The sequence below is a fragment of the Halobacillus sp. HZG1 genome, from assembly GCF_035818575.1.
Classification (GTDB): domain Bacteria; phylum Bacillota; class Bacilli; order Bacillales; family Halobacillaceae; genus Halobacillus; species Halobacillus litoralis.
This window is the reverse complement of record NZ_JAYLVQ010000086.1, coordinates 143,649-162,438: the sequence shown is the minus strand read 5'-3', so window position 1 is coordinate 162,438 and position 18,790 is coordinate 143,649. Positions and strand designations below refer to the sequence as shown.

The window sequence follows — 18,790 nt, the reverse complement described above, 5'->3', positions numbered from 1 at the left end:
CCCTATGTCTTTTTTTGAACGAGATTACAGAGAGATCATCACAAAAGCTGTAATCGCTAAAGGTAAAAAGTTTACAGAATCCACACACACCATCAGCCCTTCGCACCGTCCGACAAGTATCCTAGGTTGTTGGGTCATCAATCACATCTACAATGCCAAGAAGAAAGGAGATCACGTTGAAATCTCTGGCAGTTACGATGTGAACGTCTGGTATTCGTACAACGACAATACAAAAACAGAAGTCGTTACAGAACGTGTCAGCTATTGTGATCACGTCAAGTTGGCTGTGAAAGATGATAATTGTGTACATGATGACTTTGAGGTAATTGCTAAGGTCGTACAGCAACCGAATTGTTTAGAGGCAAATATCTCAGGAAACGGCCAAAAGATTGTAGTGGAAGTAGAGAGAGAGTTTGTTGTAGATGTCATAGGTGAGACGAAATTGTGTGTGAAAGTGGATCCACATGGATGCGGACATGATGATGATTACGATTATGATCTGTCATCCGATGATTTTTCAGCCATTGAAACGGACTTCCTTCCATCTTCTTCTGACAAAGATCACGATAGTCACGATTAATGAAAAATTCCTTGCTGACTCAGCGAGGAATTTTTTTTGCCTGATCTACATGGTTCTGAAAATAAAATAGACTACCGGAATTCAGCTCCCCTATAAGAAAGTCATGTCGTTTCGTGTAAGATTATTTGCCTCGTATGCTATAATGGGTGGAGAATCTTATGCACGTTTTGGAGGTTTAACCTTATGGCACAATACACACCCATGATGCAGCAGTATTTAAAAATTAAAGCAGACCAAAAAGATGCCTTTCTGTTTTTCCGGTTAGGCGATTTTTATGAATTGTTTTTTGAAGATGCAACGAAAGCATCTCAGGAACTTGAAATTACGTTGACCAGCAGGGATGGAGGTTCAAACGGGAGGATCCCTATGTGTGGAGTTCCTTATCACTCTGCGGACAATTACATAAAGCAGTTGATTGAAAAAGGGTACAAGGTGGCTATTTGTGAGCAGGTCGAGGATCCGAAAACGACGAAAGGGGTCGTGAAACGGGAAGTCGTTCAATTGATCACACCGGGTACGGTCATGGAAGGCAGTATGCTCGATGAAAAAGAAAACAACTACCTTGCCTCACTGAGCGTATTTGAAGATGGCTCTTACGTCGTCAGTTACAACGATCTTACGACTGGAGAAAACAGTGTGGCCCTTATTCCAGGTGGTTTTGACGCGGCGATGAGCGAATTGTACAGCCGGCCGGTCAAAGAAGTGGTGGTATCCAATGATTTTGATGTCGAGCATAAGCAGATGTTGATGGACCGTTTAGATTATACGGTTTCACATCAGGACAATACTGAGATAGCTCCTGAATTCCAACCTCTTGTTGAGGGAGTCCATCAGGAGAAGCTATTAGTTGGCTTCGGAAGGCTTCTTAATTATATTCAGCATACCCAAAAAAGGTCACTCGATCACCTTCAGCCTGTGAAAGTGATCGAGCTGAAACAATACATGACCCTTGATATGTACTCCAAAAGAAACTTAGAATTATTGGAAACCCTTAGAAAGAAAGGAAAAGCAGGAAGCCTTCTTTCTGTTATCGACAAAACCGTCACTTCTATGGGCGCGCGTATGCTTAAAAAATGGATGGAGCGTCCGTTGTTGTCAGCGGATGCCATTGCGGAGAGGCATAATCAGGTCGAGGGATTTCTTGATCAATTCTTTGAGCGGGAGACGCTGAGAGAGGAACTATCGAATGTTTACGACCTGGAACGTTTAGCTGGAAGGGTAGCGTTTGGGAATGTGAATGCCAGAGATATGATTCAGTTGAAAAATTCCTTAAATCATATTCCGGACATCTTAACGACGCTCTCAAAATTTGACCACTCTTCCATAGAAAAGTTATATGACACGGTCGATCCACTCCAAGAATTAAAGGATCTTCTTCAGGAAAGCATCGCGGATGACCCTCCGATCTCTGTAAAAGAGGGAGGCTTGATCAGGGACGGTTTTCATGAACAGCTGGATGACTATAGATATGCTTCCAAGAACGGAAAGCAGTGGATCGCAGAGTTAGAACAAAGAGAGCGAACGGAAACAGGAATCAAGTCTTTGAAAGTTGGCTATAATCGTGTGTTCGGCTATTATATCGAAGTCACAAAAGCGAACTTGAGGCATTTGCCTGAAGGTAGATATGAACGGAAGCAGACCCTTACCAATGCGGAACGTTTCATTACCCCAGAGCTGAAAGAAAGAGAAACGATGATTCTCGAAGCCCAGGAGAAAAGTGTAGAGCTTGAGTATGAACTTTTCCTCGAGGTTCGTGAAAAAGTGAAAGCGTATGTTAAAAGACTTCAGCAGCTGGCAGACCAAATCAGCCGCGTGGATGTGCTGCAGGGTTTTGCTCAAGTTGCAGAATCCTACCAGTATGTACGACCGGAGTATCGTGAACAACGTGTGGTGGACATCCGTCAAGGGCGTCACCCTGTAGTGGAGAAAGTTATGCAGGAAGGAACGTTCGTTCCGAATGATATTTACATGAATGAAGAGACGGATGTATTACTGATTACAGGGCCGAACATGTCCGGTAAGAGTACGTACATGCGCCAGCTTGCCTTGACGGCCATTCTTGGACAGATGGGTTCATTTGTACCTTGCCAGTCTGCGAGTTTACCAGTTTTCGACCAAATTTTCACAAGAATTGGTGCGGCTGATGATCTTGTTTCTGGTCATAGTACATTTATGGTCGAAATGCTGGAGGCAAATCATGCATTGACGAATGCGACGGAAAACAGCCTGATCCTTCTCGATGAAATCGGTAGAGGGACAAGTACGTATGATGGCATGGCACTGGCTCAGGCGATTGTCGAATATATTCATGGGGAGATCAATGCCAAAACGCTATTTTCCACCCACTATCATGAGTTGACTTCATTGGAAGAACAGCTGGAGCGTTTAAAAAACGTTCACGTCCGTGCCGAAGAGTATGAAGGTAATGTTGTCTTCCTTCACCAGATCAAAGAGGGGCCTGCGGATGAAAGTTACGGTATTCATGTAGCGAAACTTGCTCATTTGCCTGATCCATTAATCAACAGAGCGACTGCACTTCTGGATCAGCTTGAAAATGGGACCGGCAAAAAAGAAGGCCCTGTCTCCACCGAAGAAGAGGAACAATTAAGCTTGTTTGTAGAAGAATCGAAGGTGGAGAAAAAGAGGGAAGCTAAGCCGGGTCCTTCTCATATAGAGAAGCGTCTACAGTCATTAGACTTGATGGAAATGACTCCGATGGACGCCATGAATGAATTGTACCAATTGCAAAAACATTTGAAATCATAAAGGAGGACCAGAGATGGCGCGGATACGACTGATGCCAGACCACCTAGCCAACAAAATAGCGGCCGGAGAAGTTGTTGAACGCCCAGCCTCTGTTGTCAAAGAACTGGTCGAGAACAGTATTGATGCAGGTGCCACATGGGTGAAGATCGATTTAATGGAGGCTGGATTGCAGCGAATCCGAATCACTGATGATGGTGCGGGAATGGAGGAAGAGGACTGCGAAATCGCTTTTCATCGCCATGCAACGAGTAAAATTCTTGATGAAAACGACCTTTTCCATGTCCGTTCCCTTGGCTTTCGCGGAGAAGCACTTGCAAGTATCGCTGCAGTGAGCCGATTGAGTATTCAGACCTCTACGGGGGTAAGTGCTGGAACGAAAATGAATTTAGAGGGAGGACATCTCGTCTCCAGAGGGAAAAGTGATGCAAGAAAAGGAACAGACATTACGGTTGAGGAATTGTTTTTCAATACGCCGGCCCGGTTGAAGTATATGAAAACCATCCACACAGAGCTCGGTCATGTGACAGATGTATTAAATCGTTTGGCCTTAGCCCATCCGGAAGTCCAGTTCCTGTGCATGCACAATGAAAAGCAGATTTTCAAGACGAATGGACGCGGAGATCTTCTCCAAGTTATTGCGAACATTTACGGAATGAATGTCGCAAAGAAAATGATTCCGATAGAGATGGAAACGGCGGACTTTAAAGTTGATGGTTATATTGCAAAGCCCGAAGTTTACCGTGCTTCAAGAAATTATATGTCAACGATCATCAACGGGCGCTTCATCCGAAGCATTCCCTTAAATAAAGCGGTTTTACAAGGCTATCATACTCTGCTTCCGATCGGTAAAAGCCCGATTGTCGTATTAAATATAGACATGGATCCAATTCTTGTCGATGTCAACGTTCACCCGTCTAAAATGGAAGTGCGTTTTAGTAAGGAAAAGGAATTGTATGATTTGCTGGAAGAGACCGTTCGTCAGGCCTTTCGTAAACAAACTCTTATTCCTGATGTGGCCCAGCCACAATCAAAGCCTGCCAAAGAGAAAAACACCCAGGAATCCTTCGACCTCTATCATACGAGGGAGGAGGATGCGCATCGCGAGCGGGAATCCACAGTGGACCATTTAGTGAAAAGTGAGAAGGGACTCCCCACAGAGGATGGTTTTCAAAAAAATCAGAATGAGTTAATCAAAGAGATGGTCCCTGCATTCGATTCGGAAGACTCTGTGATAGAGGAACGTGTACAGATTGAAGATAAATTCGAACCGAAAGAACCTTCTGATGAACAGAAAAGAGTCCCGACCATGCACCCGATAGGTCAGCTGCATGGAACATACATCCTTGCCCAAAATGAAGAAGGCATGTATATTGTCGATCAACATGCGGCTCAAGAAAGGATAAAATATGAATTCTTCAGAGACAAACTGTCGGAAGTGAATCATGAAGTACAGGAACTGCTTGTACCGATGACCTTTGAATTGTCCAAGGCTGAATCTTTAAGAATGGAAGAGTACAAAGACGAACTGGAAAAAGTAGGTTTGTTTTTTGAACCATTCGGAGACACGACCTATATCGTGCGCAGTCACCCTCAATGGTTCCCTAAAGGGTTTGAAGAGGAAGTCATTGATGAAATGATTCAGCAGCTGATGGAGGAAGACCGGATTGATATTCTTAAACTAAGAGAAGAAGCGGCGATTCTTATGTCGTGTAAACGATCGATCAAAGCGAATCACTATTTGAACCACACGGATATGTTTCAACTTCTGGAAGACTTGAGAAAGTCGACCGACCCTTTCACCTGTCCGCATGGACGGCCGATCATTGTATTCTTTTCGGAGTATGAAATGGAAAAAATGTTCAAGCGTGTGATGTAATAAAAGAGAGACTCCAAAGTGGGAGTCTCTCTTTTTTTGTTTGCTGTTTTGTTTACATAATATTTTTATATTTAATTTATATATAAGTACGAATGACAGAGTAGGGAATCAGGAGATGTTCTTCTGCTGGAGGAGAAAGCGAAAATAGTTATCGATCTGTTTGATGTCCTCCGGCTGAATTCCGAACCATGCTTTCTTGTCGAAAAATACTGGTTTTGAGTAACCTTTCGTTTCCAGGAGCTGTTTAATTTCCCGCATTTCATCCTCTTGCTCATCACTTAAACCGAGGAGATAATCTGCGGTGGTATGGAGAGCGTGAGCAATCTTCGTGAGATCATCAAGATCAGGAGAAGTGTAACTCCGTTCCCAATTCGACACGACTTGTGGGGACACACCGACTTTTTCAGCTAACATCGATTGTGTTAAACGTCTTTCTTTTCTAAGTGAACGAATTCTTTCATGAACCACTTTAAGACGCCTCCTTTTCTATACTATAACACAGACTAACGAAATGCGATAGTACGACTAACGAATATTTTGAATATTTGTAACGGAAACCGTTAGTACTGGTAACGGATTGCGTTAGTTTACTGCCTGAGGTATGATTGTAGAGCCATTCATGTATAATAGAGACGTGTGAAGGAGGTGGGCGTATGAAACCATTGGTGATCTCAGTGGTCGGTCCTACAGCAGTCGGAAAATCAAATTTAGGGATCCAGATCGCTCAGCGCTTTGACGGCGAAGTGATCAGTGGCGATTCCATGCAGATTTATCGGACGATGGATATTGGAACAGCGAAGGTAACTAAAGAGGAGATGCAGGGTATTCCGCATCATATGATTGATTTTAAAAACCCTGATGAGAAGTTTTCAGTTGCTGAATTCCAGGAGAATGTGCAGACCTTAATCAGAGAAATCCATGAGCGGGGGAAGCTGCCGGTTTTGGTAGGGGGGACAGGCTTATACATACAAGCAACACTTTTTGATTTCCACTTTTCTGAACAAAAAAAGAACCCTGCCATCATGGAGAAGCTTGAAAAAGAGCGGAAAGAAAATGGCAGAGATTATATGTACAAACGCCTTGTTGAAATTGATCCCGAACAAGCAGAAAAAATTCACCCGAATAATGAAAGGCGGGTGCTGCGGGCACTAGAAGTTTATGAAACGACAGGACGGATAATGAGTGACCGCCACCAACAGCAGCAGAATGAATCTCCTTTTAACCCGATCTTAATTGGACTGGAGATGGACCGTGAGTTATTGTACGAACGTATCAATAAAAGGGTCGATCAGATGATTCAACAAGGTTTGGTAAAAGAGGTAAAGCATCTGTATGAACAGGGATTGCAGGACGTTCAATCGATGCAGGCCATCGGTTATAAGGAATTGATTCCTTACTTTGAAGGTTCATGTACCCTGGAGGAAGCAGTGGAGTTGCTGAAACGCAATTCAAGACGTTATGCGAAGCGTCAGTACACGTACTTCAAGAACAAGATGGAAATCCAATGGTATGAAGTATCTCCTTCAAACTATAAGGAGAAATTTGAAACAATTTTAGGCGATTTAGCAGGAAAGATAGACTAATGCGTAGAATCGTATTATTACAGATAGAAAAGAGGAGGAAGATCCATGGCCCAATCGGTTAATATCCAGGACAATTATTTGAATCAATTAAGGAAAGAACGCATGCAGGTGACTGTCTTTCTGCTCAATGGATTTCAATTGAGAGGCATCGTCAAAGCCTTCGACAATTTCACTGTCTTGCTGGAGACAGAAGGAAAACAGCAATTAATCTTTAAACATGCCATTTCAACATTTGCTCCTGTAAAAAATGTTTCATTGGATAAAGAATAGTGTGAATGGTTGATGAAACCGAAAGAAGCGGAGGCCTTAAAAAGGCCTCCGCTTCTTTCATGGATAAAGGAAATGGTGTTGTGCGTTCATCTTTTGGGCGTTTGTCACAGGGAACCTCACCTCCGCGTATGATGAAGAAGAATGAGGAGGGATTGATGTGCAACCCCAAGCGAAAACAGCGAGAACGAGCAGCACGATAAATATTGTGTTAAATGAATCTAAAGAAAAAGCGATTCCTGATCGGAAAGCAGCTGCCCTCAAACAGACAGGGTCTCCTTTTTTGAAAATTGAGGAATTTTTTTCTTCCATCATCGGAATGGAGGATCTAAAGACCAGGGTCAAAGAAATCTATGCCCAGGTGCTCGTTTCAAAGAAGAGAGAAGAAGCAGGATTGAAGTCGAATGCACAAGTTCTGCATATGGTCTTTCACGGAAACCCCGGTACGGGTAAAACGACCATCGCGCGGATGGTTGCTGCATTATTCCGCGATGTAGGGGTGCTTGAGAAAGGTCAATTTATTGAAGCGGATAGGAGCGACCTTGTAGGAGAATATATTGGTCATACGGCTCAAAAAACGAAGGATCTTATTCATAAAGCATTGGGGGGCGTCCTTTTTATTGATGAAGCCTATTCATTAGCGAGAGGTGGAGAAAAGGATTTCGGAAAAGAAGCGATTGATACGTTAGTGAAATGCATGGAAGATCATCATAATGAATGCATTATTATTCTTGCGGGGTATCCTGAGGAGATGGAAGATTTTCTGACCTTAAATCCAGGGCTCGCTTCCAGGTTTCCCATCCAGCTTTCATTCAAGGATTATTCGGCTAGAGAACTTACACAGATTGCTTTTGGAATGATTGAAGAAAGGGAATATTGTTTAACAAAAGAAGCGGAACGGAAACTTTTTCAGCATCTCGCATACATGTACTCAAGACGTGAGGAAAATTTTTCGAATGCCCGCTATGTAAGGAACCTCATTGAAGAAGCCATTCGAAAGCATGCCTGGAGAGTAATCAGCACAGCAAACCCGAAGAAAAAAGCACTGATGACCCTTCAAGCAGAAGATTTTGATGTTCCATTAAAAGAAACAGACGTGTTCTAAACACTCGTACATTCATAGGAAACGATTTTCTGTTATGATGAAAAAGATACAGGCAGATGGAAGAGTAGGTGAAGAGACAGATGGAAAAAGAAATGGTCGTGTTGGTTGCCAGGAGAGAACCATTCGAGCAAGAAGAACGGTTTCAGTCTTCTTTGGAGGAGCTTCAATCACTTACTGAGACCGCTAATGGAGAAGTATGCAAAATTATAACTCAGAAGCGTGACCGGGTTCACCCGGCTACATATTTAGGTGAGGGAAAACTGGAAGAAATAAAAGAAGCAGCAGAGGAATCTGAAGCTGAATTGGTGATATTCAATGATGAGTTATCACCAGGTCAGCTTAGAAATATATCGGACAGAATCGGAGTTCGCGTCATCGACAGAAGTCAGCTGATCCTGGACATTTTTGCAGGACGGGCACGTACAAAGGAAGGGAAATTGCAGGTGGAACTTGCCCAACTGCAGTATTTGCTTCCACGGCTTTCCGGTCAAGGGACGGCCTTATCCCGCTTAGGTGGAGGAATTGGTACGCGTGGTCCGGGTGAAACCAAACTGGAAACCGACCGCCGGCATATCCAAAGAAGAATTGATGATATTAAGAAGCGGCTGGATACGGTTGTCAAACAACGTGAGCAGTATCGAAAACGCAGAAAAGAAAACCGTGCCTTTCAAGTAGCGATCGTCGGTTATACGAATGCTGGTAAATCGACGTTCTTCAACAGAGTAACGGACAGCCAGTCTTTTGAAGAGGATTTATTGTTTGCTACACTCGATCCTTTGACAAGACAGATGAGCCTTCCTTCTGGCTTTTTGGCGCTTCTCTCCGATACGGTAGGATTTATTCAGGACCTGCCAACGACGCTTATTGCAGCCTTCCGGTCTACGTTAGAAGAAGTGACAGAAGCTGACTTTATTGTTCATATGGTTGATGCTTCACACCCTGATCATATGCAGCAGGAAAAGACTGTATTGAAGTTATTGGAGGACCTTGGGGCTGGTCAGCTGCCGGTTCTGACCGTTTACAATAAGAAAGATCTCCTTAAGGAGGATTTCATTCCCCACTCTTTCCCTTCGCTGACGGTGAGTGTACATGATCCGATTGATCGTAAAAGGGTTCTTCATAAAATAGAAGAGGTACTAAAGGAAGAGTGGGACGAGTATGACGTTTTCGTACCAGCTTCTGACGGGAAACGGCTCCAGCAATTCAAGGCTTACAGCATGATTACAAGCATTCATTTCTTTGAAGAAAAAGAGGGGTACGCTCTTCATGGTTTCATCCATCCAGAGCACCCATTGAAACACCAAATATTATAAATGAAAACGTTGAATCAACGAAATTCTGCAAAATAGGAAGAGGACTCATCATGAATATTCAAGAATTGAAGCAACGCGTAACAAAAGAAATTAAGCCTCAACATGATCACGTGGAAGAGATTGTCGAGCACAATCAGCAAAAGGTTTTGAAGGCCTTCCATAAACTGAGGGTCAGCGATTCTCACTTTAATCCGACGACGGGGTATGGATATGATGACTTTGGGCGGGACACCCTTGAAGCATTGTATGCAGAAATATTTGAAGCGGAAGATGCCCTTGTCAGACCTCAGCTCATCTCCGGAACGCATGCGATTACGACTGCCTTGTTTGGTGTCCTGCGACCTGGAGATGAACTGCTTTACATATCAGGAGAGCCCTATGACACCCTGAGAGAAGTCATTGGTTCTGGAGGAAATAAGGATACAGGTTCTTTACGTGATTTTGGTATCAGTTACCAAACGGTTCCTTTAGAAGAAAACGGGTCTTTTTCCCATGATAGAATCCGGGAAGCTATGCGTGAAAAAACGAAGGTAGTAGCCATCCAACGATCCAAAGGGTACGAGGATCGTCCATCATTTCTCATTGACGAATTACAGTCGATCATACAGTTCGTCCGTGAGATCAAAGAAGATGTAATTATTTTTGTTGACAATTGTTATGGTGAGTTTGTAGAAATGAAGGAACCACTTGAAGTTGGCGCTGATCTAATTGCTGGTTCGTTAATTAAAAACCCGGGAGGTGGAATTGCCAGGGTCGGTGGTTACATTGCAGGGAGCAAATCCTTAATTGAAAAATGCAGCTACCGCTTGACTGCTCCTGGGTTAGGGAAGGAAACAGGACCGAGTTTAAATAGCCTTCAGGAGATGTATCAGGGCATCTTTCTAGCCCCACATGTCGTAGGGGAAGCTTTGAAAGGAGCTATTTTCACTTCTAAATATTTAAGTGAATATGGTTTCGACACGAATCCTGCTTATGATAAAAAACGAACGGATTTAATTCAATCCGTCAACTTCAAAACGGCTGAACAAATGATCAGATTCTGCCAATCCATACAGCAGGCATCTCCAGTGAATTCCCATTTCAAACCCGAACCGAGCGCCATGCCGGGATACGAGGACGAAGTCATTATGGCTGCTGGGACTTTCATTCAGGGCGCAAGCCTCGAATTGACCGCTGATGGTCCCATCCGCCCCCCTTACACTGCTTTCGTCCAAGGTGGATTGACCTATGCCCATGTTAAGATCGCTGTCGTACAAGCAGTGGAACAATTAATCGAAGAGGGTATGGTCAAAGCCTGAAGCTACGGGGATGGTAACCCTTTCAAAAAACAGCGATAAATTGTGTGAACATTCCTCACATATGTTGACATATCCCTTTCGTGACGTATAATTAAAGTATCATTCTTATGGGGAGGTGGCACATCGATGAGTGATGAAATTCGTCGTTCCATGCCGTTATTCCCGATGGGGATTGTTCAATCCTTGACAGACCTTACTGCACGGCAGATCCGGTACTACGAACAGCACGAGCTGGTACAGCCGGCCCGTTCAGAAGGTAACCGTCGCATGTTTTCATTCAATGACGTCGATCGTCTTCTCGAAATAAAAGACCTGATCGATCAAGGTGTGAACATGGCCGGAATCAAGAAAGTTCTGAAGCTGAATGATCAGCCAGATAATGAGGTATATGATGAGGATCAAGTGAAGGAAGTACACAATGAACTTACCGAAAAAGAACTTCGTCGTATGCTGCAACGAGAACTATTCACAGCGGGAAGACAAGGTAAATTAGCAATCAGGCAGGGAGAAATGTCGAGGTTCTTCCATTAATTTTGTGTTGAGAGGAGAAATTCAATGGGTTTAACAAAAGAAGAAATCTACAAAAAAATCGATGAGGAAAACGTCAAGTTTATCCGCCTTCAGTTTACGGATATGCTTGGTACGATAAAAAACGTGGAAATCCCACTAAGCCAGTTGGATAAAGCTATTGATGGCATGATGATGTTTGACGGGTCCTCTATTGAAGGATTCGTTCGTATCGAGGAGTCTGACATGTATTTGGTTCCAGACCTGGATACGTTCGTCGTTTTCCCTTGGACTTCAGAAAAAGGGAAGGTCGCACGATTCATCTGTGACATCTACAACCCAGACCAAACTCCTTTTGAAGGATGCCCGCGCTACAATCTGAAGCGTAACATCAAAAAAATGGAGAAACTCGGCTTTTCTGCTTTCAACATTGGTACAGAACCTGAATTTTTCCTATTTAAATTAGATGAAAAAGGCGAACCGACGATGGAGTTGAATGATAAAGGTGGCTATTTCGACTTGGCACCGACCGACCTTGGTGAAAACTGCCGTCGTGATATTGTCCTTGAGCTTGAGGAAATGGGCTTTGAAATCGAAGCCTCGCACCACGAGGTAGCTCCAGGTCAGCACGAAATTGATTTCAAATATGCAGATGCCGTCAAGCACTGTGATGATATCCAAACATTCAAACTCGTCGTAAAAACCATTGCACGTCAACATGGTTTGCATGCAACATTCATGCCTAAACCATTGTTCGGCGTAAATGGGTCGGGTATGCACGCGAACATGTCTCTTTTCAATGAAAAGGGCAATGCTTTCTTCGATGAGAAAGGGAAGGAACAATTGTCAGAAGTCGCTTACCAGTTCACAGCAGGCATCATCAAGCATGCAACGAACTTCACAGCCGTGACAAATCCTACCGTCAACTCTTACAAGCGTCTTGTACCAGGCTATGAGGCTCCATGTTATGTTGCATGGTCCGGTCAAAACCGTAGTCCACTTGTACGCGTACCGACATCCCGTGGGTTGAGCACAAGAATCGAAGTCCGCAGTGTGGATCCTTCAGCGAACCCATACATGGCGATGGCGGTCCTTCTTGCTGCTGGACTTGATGGTGTGGAAAATAAACTGGAAGCACCTGCTCCTGTCGATCGAAACATTTACGTGATGGATAAAAAAGAACGGGAAGCACACGGAGTGAAAGATCTCCCAGCTACTCTATATGATGCATTGGAAGAGCTGCATCAAGATCCAATCATGGTAGAAGCTCTCGGCGAGCACCTGTTTGAACACTTCATTGAAGCGAAGGAAATCGAATGGGATATGTTCCGCACACAGGTCCATCCGTGGGAACGCGAACAATATCTACAGACATATTAAATGATAAAACCCTTGAAGTAGTTTACTTCAAGGGTTTTTCTGTGTTCAAGAAGATTCACTTTACGAGCGAAAATAAGTGAAATTTTTTTCGTTGAAAGTTATGAGCTTGATATAAATAAAGAAAGAGGCGAGTTAAACTAAACCTCGCCTCTTTCTTTTAGTGTACGGTCCTGTAAAGACCTACGACTTTCCCTAGAATGGATACATCCTGTAATAGAATGGGTTCCATCGTTGCGTTCTCAGGCTGCAAGCGAACATGATTTCTTTCCTTGAAGAACCGCTTCACAGTGGCTTCTTCGTCTTCTGTCATTGCAACAACGATGTCGCCGTTCTGAGCGGTCTGTTGTTGTCTGACGATGACCATATCCCCGTCAAGAATTCCTGCCTCGATCATACTTTCCCCTTGGACAATTAGTACGAATGTGTTGTCATCCGACCCTGCAAGTGTATCTGGTAGAGGGACATATTCTTCAATGTTTTCAACAGCTGTAATCGGTGACCCCGCCGTGACTTTACCGATTACTGGAGCGTAAGAAGCTTCGCTTCTCGGGATGCTGTGATCTTCTTCTAATTCGATCACTTCAATGGCACGAGGTTTGGTCGGGTCACGTCTGATGTATCCTTTTTTCTCCAGTCTGGATAAGTGACCGTGAACTGTCGAACTTGAAGCGAGACCGACGGACTGGCCAATCTCTCTTACGGATGGTGGATACCCTTTGGATAGGACTTGTTCTTTAATAAAATCTAGTATTTCCTGCTGCCGCTTTGAAAGTTTACTCATAGATTAGCACCTCGTACATAGGATTATAGTAACCACATTGTACCACTTATATTTCAAAAATACAAACACGCGTTCGAAAAAACCATTGACAAGAACTTGTGTTCGTATATAATGGAAGTAACAAAAGCGAACACAGGTTCTTAAGAACGTTCGTTCTAAGGAAAACGGAGGGGTTATCAATGTTTAACAAATTATCTAAGCTGGATTACACCTACATTATTCTTTTTATTGTGAGTTTTATCATTCTCTATTATTCTATGGTCACAGCTGTATAATAGAGAAAGAGAGAGGAACATATTAATTGAAGGTAATTTTATATTGCAGAGTAAGTACGGAGAAAGAAGCTCAAGTGACTTCACTAAAACGACAAAGAGCTGAATTGATATCCATGGCGGAAAGTCATGACTTCGAAGTGGTTGATTGTATTGAAGAGCAGGCGAGTGGTTACGATATTGAACGTGAAGGGATTTTCCGCATGCTGGAATGCTTTTCTTCCGGACGTGCGGATGCCTTATTGATTCAGGATGAAACACGCTTAGGTCGGGGAAACACGAAGATTGCTTTATTCCATCAATTAAATCGGTTGGAGATCAAGGTGTACTCCCTATCTAACCAGGGGGAGCTTCAGTTATCGGAATCGGATTCGATGGTTTTACAGATTGTCGGCATTGTAGAAGAATACCAAAGGAAGATACATAATATGAAAATACGGCGTGGGATGAGAAAAGCTGTAGAGGGCGGCTACGATCCATCCGCCAACTTATCCAATCGTGATCAGGCACCCGGACGTGAGAGAATCGAGTTTCCCATTGAGGAGGTTGTTCGGTTAAGGAAAAATGATTTGACCTTCAAAGATATTGCAGCGACTTTGAGAGGTTTGGGATATGACGTATCAAAAGCTACGGTGCATCGTAGATACAAAGAGTACCTATCGCTTGAAAAAGAAGAAGAATCACGATAATATTAGGTACACGGACAAGGATCTATGGATTTCTTGTCTTTTTCATGTTTTGCGATCCAGACTATGAGTAAAGGAGAAGGATCTATGTTATCAAAAGAAAAAATTAATCGTATAAATGAACTAGCTAATAAATCTAAGCAGGAAGAGCTTTCGAAGGAAGAAAAAGCAGAGCAGCAGAAGCTGCGCCAGGAATATTTGAAAAACGCCCGTGCATCCTTCAAAAATCAACTTAAAGGTGTGACCGTCATTGATCCGAAAGGGAATGACGTAACTCCAGAGAAGCTTCGTCAAATGCAAAAGAACGAGAAAAAGAATTAATCTTGATCATTCGTCCGTATTCGATCTATTTTCGAATGCGGATTTTTCTTGTTTAATTCCTTGGATAAGGGGGAAATTAGGTCTGAGGCTGTGCGAAATTTTGCACAAAGCTTGTTTCGAAACGATTTTCATTATAGGATAATACATGGTACATATACCTGAAAAGAAAGGGGAATGTTGAACATGGCAAACAGCCTTGAACAAACATCAATCAATACGATTAGAACTTTAACAATCGATGCAGTAGAAAAAGCAAACTCCGGCCACCCGGGGATGCCAATGGGTGCAGCGCCGATGGCTTATACGCTATGGACTCAGTTCATGGATCACAATCCAAAAAACTCGAACTGGTTCGACCGTGACCGTTTCGTCCTATCAGCTGGACACGGTTCTATGCTTCTTTACAGCTTGCTCCACCTATCTGGTTATAATGTGACGATGGACGACCTTAAGTCGTTCCGTCAATGGGATTCCAAAACCCCTGGTCACCCAGAGTTTGGTCACACAGACGGTGTAGAAGCAACTACAGGTCCCCTTGGACAAGGTATTGCAATGGCGACCGGAATGGCGATGGCTGAAGCTCATCTTTCTGCGAAATATAACCGTGAAGGTTACAACGTCGTTGACCATTACACCTATACAATTTGCGGTGATGGTGATTTGATGGAGGGAGTATCACAAGAATCTGCTTCTCTTGCCGGTCACCTTGGCCTTGGTAAATTGATTGTTCTTTATGATTCCAATGATATTTCTCTTGATGGAGATCTTGACCGTTCCTTCAGCGAAAGTGTCGAAAAACGATATGAAGCTTATGGATGGCAAGTTATCCGTGTAGAGGAGGGCACGAATACAGAAGAAGTTGCGAAAGCCTTAGAGAAAGCTAAAGCAAACACTGATCAGCCTACAATGATTGAAGTGAAAACGGTCATTGGGTATGGATCTCCTAACAAGTCTGGTAAGTCTGCTTCTCATGGTGCTCCTTTAGGTGATGAGGAAGTTACAGCAGCGAAGCAGTTCTATGAGTGGGAACATGAGCCGTTCCACGTACCTGAAGAAGTTTATCAGGACTTCAAAGAAAAAGTTCAGCAAAATGGTCAGGATAAAGAAGAGTCCTGGAACAATCTATTGGCTCAGTACAAAGAGGCGCATCCTGAACTTGCTGAAGAGTTTGAGCGTGCGATTCGTGGTGAACTTCCTGAAGGTTGGGATCAAAGCCTTCCAACATACCAGGTAGGGGAAGACAGCCCGGCCACACGCGCAGCATCGGGTGATGCGATTAATGCTCTTTCTCAAGCGATCCCTAACTTCTTTGGTGGTAGTGCCGACCTGGCAGGTTCAAACAAAACGGCCGTCAAAGACGAAGAGGACTTCTCACGTAACAACTACGCAGGTCGAAACATCTGGTTCGGTGTACGTGAATTTGCCATGGCGGCTGCCTTAAACGGAATGGGACTTCATGGTGGTCTTAAAGTATATGCGGGTACATTCTTTGTCTTCAGTGACTATCTGCGTCCTGCTGTCCGTCTATCCGCTCTGCAGAACCTGCCGGTGAACTATGTTTTCACTCATGATTCTGTTGCTGTTGGTGAAGATGGTCCGACCCACGAACCTGTTGAACAATTGGCTTCACTTCGTGCAATGCCAAACCTTTCTGTACTCCGTCCTGCGGATGGGAACGAAACCAATGCGGCATGGCGACTTGCTTTAGAGTCTGAATCGACTCCAACAGCACTTGTCCTTACACGTCAAGGTTTACCGACTCTAAAAGGTACAGAGGAACATGCCTATGAAGGAATGAAGAAAGGGGCATACATCCTTAGCGATTCTGATAAAGAAGAGCCGGATGCGATCCTACTTGCTTCAGGTTCTGAGGTGCAGCTGATTGTTGAAGCTCAAGCTGAATTGAAAAAGAATGGCTATGACGTCCGCGTTGTCAGTGTACCTTCTTTCGATCGCTTCGAAGCTCAGCCTAAGGAATACAAGGAACAGGTATTGCCTTCTTCTGTCCGCAAACGTCTGGCAGTTGAAATGGGCGCTTCATTCGGTTGGGACCGTTATGTAGGTCTTGATGGTTCTGTCATCGGAATTGACAAGTTCGGTGCTTCTGCGCCAGGAAATACTGTAATTGAGAACTATGGTTTTACAGTAGAAAACGTAGTCAAGCATGCGGAAAACTTAATGAAATAAACAAGAAAGAAGCTGCCTGTTTCTGAGGCAGCTTCTTTTTTGGCTGAATAGTGAGATCGTAGGGATAACCATTTTCGGTTTCCCAGCTCTATATGATATAATATTCATAAGAATGATTGTTGTCTCTGTTACGGTCATCTGTCATTGCGGATAATCCTTCATTTCAGGGTGTTTTTGCTTATTTAAAGTGACGGTTGATCCTATAGTAGCGTTTGGTCTCTAGTCTTATAGAAACGACTATTGTATTCTAAAGAACGTTTTACTATACTGTTATGGGAGACAACACGAAGGAGGAAGACGAAGTCATGACATTGGGGATCGTTTGGGTTATCATCATTGCTTTATTGACTCTTGTCGGTGGTGCAGCTCTAGGCTTCTTCATCGCAAGAAAGTACATGATGAACTATTTGAAAAAAAACCCGCCAATTAACGAACAAATGTTGCGCACATTGATGATGCAGATGGGCCAAAAGCCTTCACAGAAGAAAATCAATCAGATGATGCGTTCAATGAACAATCAAATGAAATAATGACACAAAGCCTTCTTTCGTAAACGAAAGAAGGCTTTCTCTATGCGGACTTCCTGAGATGTTCACAAGATAAACATCGTGTTAGTCCTGAAGCTCTGATACAATAAGAGGCGACTATGAATGAAGGTGTGATGATTGAATGGATGTGAATCTCTTCCTTGCTTTCGGAGCAGGTTTTTTATCGTTTATATCCCCGTGCGTATTTCCTTTATATCCTGCATTCCTTTCCTACATTACCGGGATGAGTGTGCATGAATTAAAAGAAGACAATGGGATGCTGAAAAGAGCAAGTCTGATCCATACGGTTTTGTTCTTACTAGGATTTACAACGATCTTCTTACTCTTAGGGTTTTCAGGATCGTTGTTTGCACAGTTTTTCATACAATATGAATCCGTGATCCGTCGTTTAGGATCCATTCTGATTATTTTCTTCGGATTTGTCATTATAGGGGTGTTCAACTTCGATTTTTTAATGAAGGACCGGAAAATCACTTTTAAGAATAGGCCCTCTGGATACATAGGCACGTTTCTTATTGGTCTTACATTCTCACTCGGCTGGACCCCTTGTACAGGTCCAATCCTAGCTTCTGTCCTTTCGTTGGCCGCGGATTCTCCGGAACTTTTCTTAGTTATGATGCTGTCTTATTCTCTTGGTTTTTCCATTCCTTTTCTAGCCCTGTCCTTCTTCATTGGGAAATTGAATTGGATTAAAACTCATAGTACGGGAATTGTTAAGATAGGTGGGTATATCATGATCCTCGTCGGGATTGCTCTTTATTTCGACTGGATGACTATGCTGACATCATACCTAGCCGGAGTCTTTGATTTCCAAGGGTTCTAAGCCGTGGATTTTAATGAGCATTTATATTAAGATGATACTAGAGAAAAAATAAAGGAGCTTTTTTATGACCCAGACCAACGATATTATATTAAGAACTACGACCACACTAATCGCCTTTATCCTGCTAGGGTTTTCCGTTTATTTATTTTTTGCTGGACATAATGCTCCAGGTGGAGGGTTTATTGGTGGTTTAATGACAGCTGCGGCCATTATCCTCATGTACATGGCCTATGGAAGTAAAGCGATGGAAAAGATCCTTCCGATTAATTTCCGTTTTCTGATTCCGGTTGGATTGATGGTAGCTGCAGCAACCGGGATTGGTGGAATGGTGTTTAACGCACCTTTCCTAACTCAAACGTTTGCTTACTTTCAACTACCGATCCTTGGCAAAACAGAACTTGCCACGGCGCTTCTGTTCGACCTCGGTGTTTATCTAGCTGTTGTTGGCGTAACCATGACGATCATTTTGACCATTGCTTATGACAGGGATTAAAAGG

Annotated in this window: 18 protein-coding genes; 16 read left to right on the top strand and 2 right to left on the bottom strand. The window is 43.4% G+C overall.

Annotation, left to right across the window (positions count from 1 at the left end):
• Positions 1-4 precede the first annotated feature (4 nt).
• The 3 genes from cotE (at position 5) to mutL (ending at position 5,222) form a co-directional block, all read left to right on the top strand.
• Positions 5-580, top strand: coding sequence for an outer spore coat protein CotE (cotE, locus tag VKA52_RS19925; protein WP_115823236.1), 576 nt, complete (start codon positions 5-7; stop codon positions 578-580).
• 183 nt (positions 581-763) lie between these two features.
• Positions 764-3,346, top strand: a complete 2,583-nt coding sequence (gene mutS / locus VKA52_RS19920; RefSeq protein WP_326316952.1) for a DNA mismatch repair protein MutS — start codon at positions 764-766, stop codon at positions 3,344-3,346.
• A 13-nt stretch (positions 3,347-3,359) separates the two neighbouring features.
• Positions 3,360-5,222, top strand: coding sequence for a DNA mismatch repair endonuclease MutL (gene mutL, locus VKA52_RS19915; protein ID WP_326316951.1), 1,863 nt, complete (start codon positions 3,360-3,362; stop codon positions 5,220-5,222).
• A 108-nt stretch (positions 5,223-5,330) separates the two neighbouring features.
• On the opposite strand, the gene VKA52_RS19910 is transcribed toward mutL, so the two are convergent.
• On the bottom strand, positions 5,331-5,690 hold the full coding sequence (locus tag VKA52_RS19910; RefSeq protein WP_160913325.1) for a helix-turn-helix domain-containing protein: 360 nt from the start codon (positions 5,688-5,690) through the stop codon (positions 5,331-5,333).
• Positions 5,691-5,875: 185 nt separating this feature from the next.
• Here VKA52_RS19910 and miaA point away from each other — a divergent pair, with 185 nt between their 5' ends.
• The 7 genes from miaA to glnA all read left to right on the top strand — a co-directional run bounded on the left by miaA (position 5,876) and on the right by glnA (position 12,675).
• Positions 5,876-6,805 carry a tRNA (adenosine(37)-N6)-dimethylallyltransferase MiaA gene (gene miaA, locus VKA52_RS19905; protein ID WP_160913327.1) on the top strand — a complete coding sequence of 310 codons (930 nt, stop codon included), beginning with the start codon at positions 5,876-5,878 and terminating at the stop codon, positions 6,803-6,805.
• Positions 6,806-6,850: 45 nt separating this feature from the next.
• A complete protein-coding gene (gene hfq / locus VKA52_RS19900) occupies positions 6,851-7,075 on the top strand; it encodes an RNA chaperone Hfq (protein WP_089652336.1) in 225 nt (74 codons plus the stop codon).
• 157 nt (positions 7,076-7,232) lie between these two features.
• Positions 7,233-8,177 (top strand): AAA family ATPase, encoded by a 945-nt coding sequence (locus VKA52_RS19895; RefSeq protein WP_160913328.1) that lies wholly within the window; start codon positions 7,233-7,235, stop codon positions 8,175-8,177.
• Between the two features lie 80 nt (positions 8,178-8,257).
• Positions 8,258-9,490: a GTPase HflX gene (hflX, locus tag VKA52_RS19890; protein WP_160913330.1), complete on the top strand. Its 1,233-nt coding sequence runs from the start codon at positions 8,258-8,260 to the stop codon at positions 9,488-9,490.
• 50 nt (positions 9,491-9,540) lie between these two features.
• Positions 9,541-10,788 carry a methionine gamma-lyase family protein gene (locus tag VKA52_RS19885; protein ID WP_326316949.1) on the top strand — a complete coding sequence of 416 codons (1,248 nt, stop codon included), beginning with the start codon at positions 9,541-9,543 and terminating at the stop codon, positions 10,786-10,788.
• A gap of 126 nt (positions 10,789-10,914) precedes the next feature.
• A complete protein-coding gene (locus VKA52_RS19880; RefSeq protein ID WP_089652332.1) occupies positions 10,915-11,319 on the top strand; it encodes a MerR family transcriptional regulator in 405 nt (134 codons plus the stop codon).
• A 24-nt stretch (positions 11,320-11,343) separates the two neighbouring features.
• The gene (glnA, locus tag VKA52_RS19875; protein WP_089652331.1) at positions 11,344-12,675 is read left to right on the top strand and encodes a type I glutamate--ammonia ligase; all 1,332 of its coding nucleotides are present in this window, start codon (positions 11,344-11,346) and stop codon (positions 12,673-12,675) included.
• A gap of 157 nt (positions 12,676-12,832) precedes the next feature.
• On the opposite strand, the gene lexA is transcribed toward glnA, so the two are convergent.
• Positions 12,833-13,456 carry a transcriptional repressor LexA gene (lexA, locus tag VKA52_RS19870; RefSeq protein ID WP_146816304.1) on the bottom strand — a complete coding sequence of 208 codons (624 nt, stop codon included), beginning with the start codon at positions 13,454-13,456 and terminating at the stop codon, positions 12,833-12,835.
• Between the two features lie 301 nt (positions 13,457-13,757).
• On the opposite strand from lexA, the gene VKA52_RS19865 reads away from it, so the two are divergent.
• The 6 genes from VKA52_RS19865 to VKA52_RS19840 all read left to right on the top strand — a co-directional run bounded on the left by VKA52_RS19865 (position 13,758) and on the right by VKA52_RS19840 (position 18,786).
• Positions 13,758-14,417 carry a YneB family resolvase-like protein gene (locus VKA52_RS19865; RefSeq protein ID WP_160913334.1) on the top strand — a complete coding sequence of 220 codons (660 nt, stop codon included), beginning with the start codon at positions 13,758-13,760 and terminating at the stop codon, positions 14,415-14,417.
• 84 nt (positions 14,418-14,501) lie between these two features.
• A complete protein-coding gene (locus VKA52_RS19860; protein WP_206945099.1) occupies positions 14,502-14,735 on the top strand; it encodes a DUF896 domain-containing protein in 234 nt (77 codons plus the stop codon).
• 183 nt (positions 14,736-14,918) lie between these two features.
• On the top strand, positions 14,919-16,922 hold the full coding sequence (tkt, locus tag VKA52_RS19855; RefSeq protein WP_160913337.1) for a transketolase: 2,004 nt from the start codon (positions 14,919-14,921) through the stop codon (positions 16,920-16,922).
• Between the two features lie 305 nt (positions 16,923-17,227).
• Positions 17,228-17,452, top strand: coding sequence for a YneF family protein (locus VKA52_RS19850; RefSeq protein WP_035505139.1), 225 nt, complete (start codon positions 17,228-17,230; stop codon positions 17,450-17,452).
• Positions 17,453-17,591: 139 nt separating this feature from the next.
• Positions 17,592-18,293 (top strand): cytochrome c biogenesis CcdA family protein, encoded by a 702-nt coding sequence (locus VKA52_RS19845; protein WP_160913339.1) that lies wholly within the window; start codon positions 17,592-17,594, stop codon positions 18,291-18,293.
• 64 nt (positions 18,294-18,357) lie between these two features.
• Positions 18,358-18,786 (top strand): Na(+)/H(+) antiporter subunit B, encoded by a 429-nt coding sequence (locus VKA52_RS19840; RefSeq protein ID WP_326316947.1) that lies wholly within the window; start codon positions 18,358-18,360, stop codon positions 18,784-18,786.
• The last annotated feature ends 4 nt before the right edge of the window (positions 18,787-18,790 follow it).

Coding starts and splice junctions, on each gene's coding strand:
- cotE (WP_115823236.1), top strand. CDS start 5: ATGTCTTTTTTTGAACGAGATTACAGAGAGATCATCACAAAAGCTGTA.
- hfq (WP_089652336.1), top strand. CDS start 6,851: ATGGCCCAATCGGTTAATATCCAGGACAATTATTTGAATCAATTAAGG.
- VKA52_RS19885 (WP_326316949.1), top strand. CDS start 9,541: ATGAATATTCAAGAATTGAAGCAACGCGTAACAAAAGAAATTAAGCCT.
- tkt (WP_160913337.1), top strand. CDS start 14,919: ATGGCAAACAGCCTTGAACAAACATCAATCAATACGATTAGAACTTTA.
- VKA52_RS19860 (WP_206945099.1), top strand. CDS start 14,502: ATGTTATCAAAAGAAAAAATTAATCGTATAAATGAACTAGCTAATAAA.
- mutL (WP_326316951.1), top strand. CDS start 3,360: ATGGCGCGGATACGACTGATGCCAGACCACCTAGCCAACAAAATAGCG.
- VKA52_RS19845 (WP_160913339.1), top strand. CDS start 17,592: ATGGATGTGAATCTCTTCCTTGCTTTCGGAGCAGGTTTTTTATCGTTT.
- VKA52_RS19880 (WP_089652332.1), top strand. CDS start 10,915: ATGAGTGATGAAATTCGTCGTTCCATGCCGTTATTCCCGATGGGGATT.
- VKA52_RS19840 (WP_326316947.1), top strand. CDS start 18,358: ATGACCCAGACCAACGATATTATATTAAGAACTACGACCACACTAATC.
- mutS (WP_326316952.1), top strand. CDS start 764: ATGGCACAATACACACCCATGATGCAGCAGTATTTAAAAATTAAAGCA.
- glnA (WP_089652331.1), top strand. CDS start 11,344: ATGGGTTTAACAAAAGAAGAAATCTACAAAAAAATCGATGAGGAAAAC.
- hflX (WP_160913330.1), top strand. CDS start 8,258: ATGGAAAAAGAAATGGTCGTGTTGGTTGCCAGGAGAGAACCATTCGAG.
- lexA (WP_146816304.1), bottom strand. CDS start 13,456: ATGAGTAAACTTTCAAAGCGGCAGCAGGAAATACTAGATTTTATTAAA.
- miaA (WP_160913327.1), top strand. CDS start 5,876: ATGAAACCATTGGTGATCTCAGTGGTCGGTCCTACAGCAGTCGGAAAA.
- VKA52_RS19850 (WP_035505139.1), top strand. CDS start 17,228: ATGACATTGGGGATCGTTTGGGTTATCATCATTGCTTTATTGACTCTT.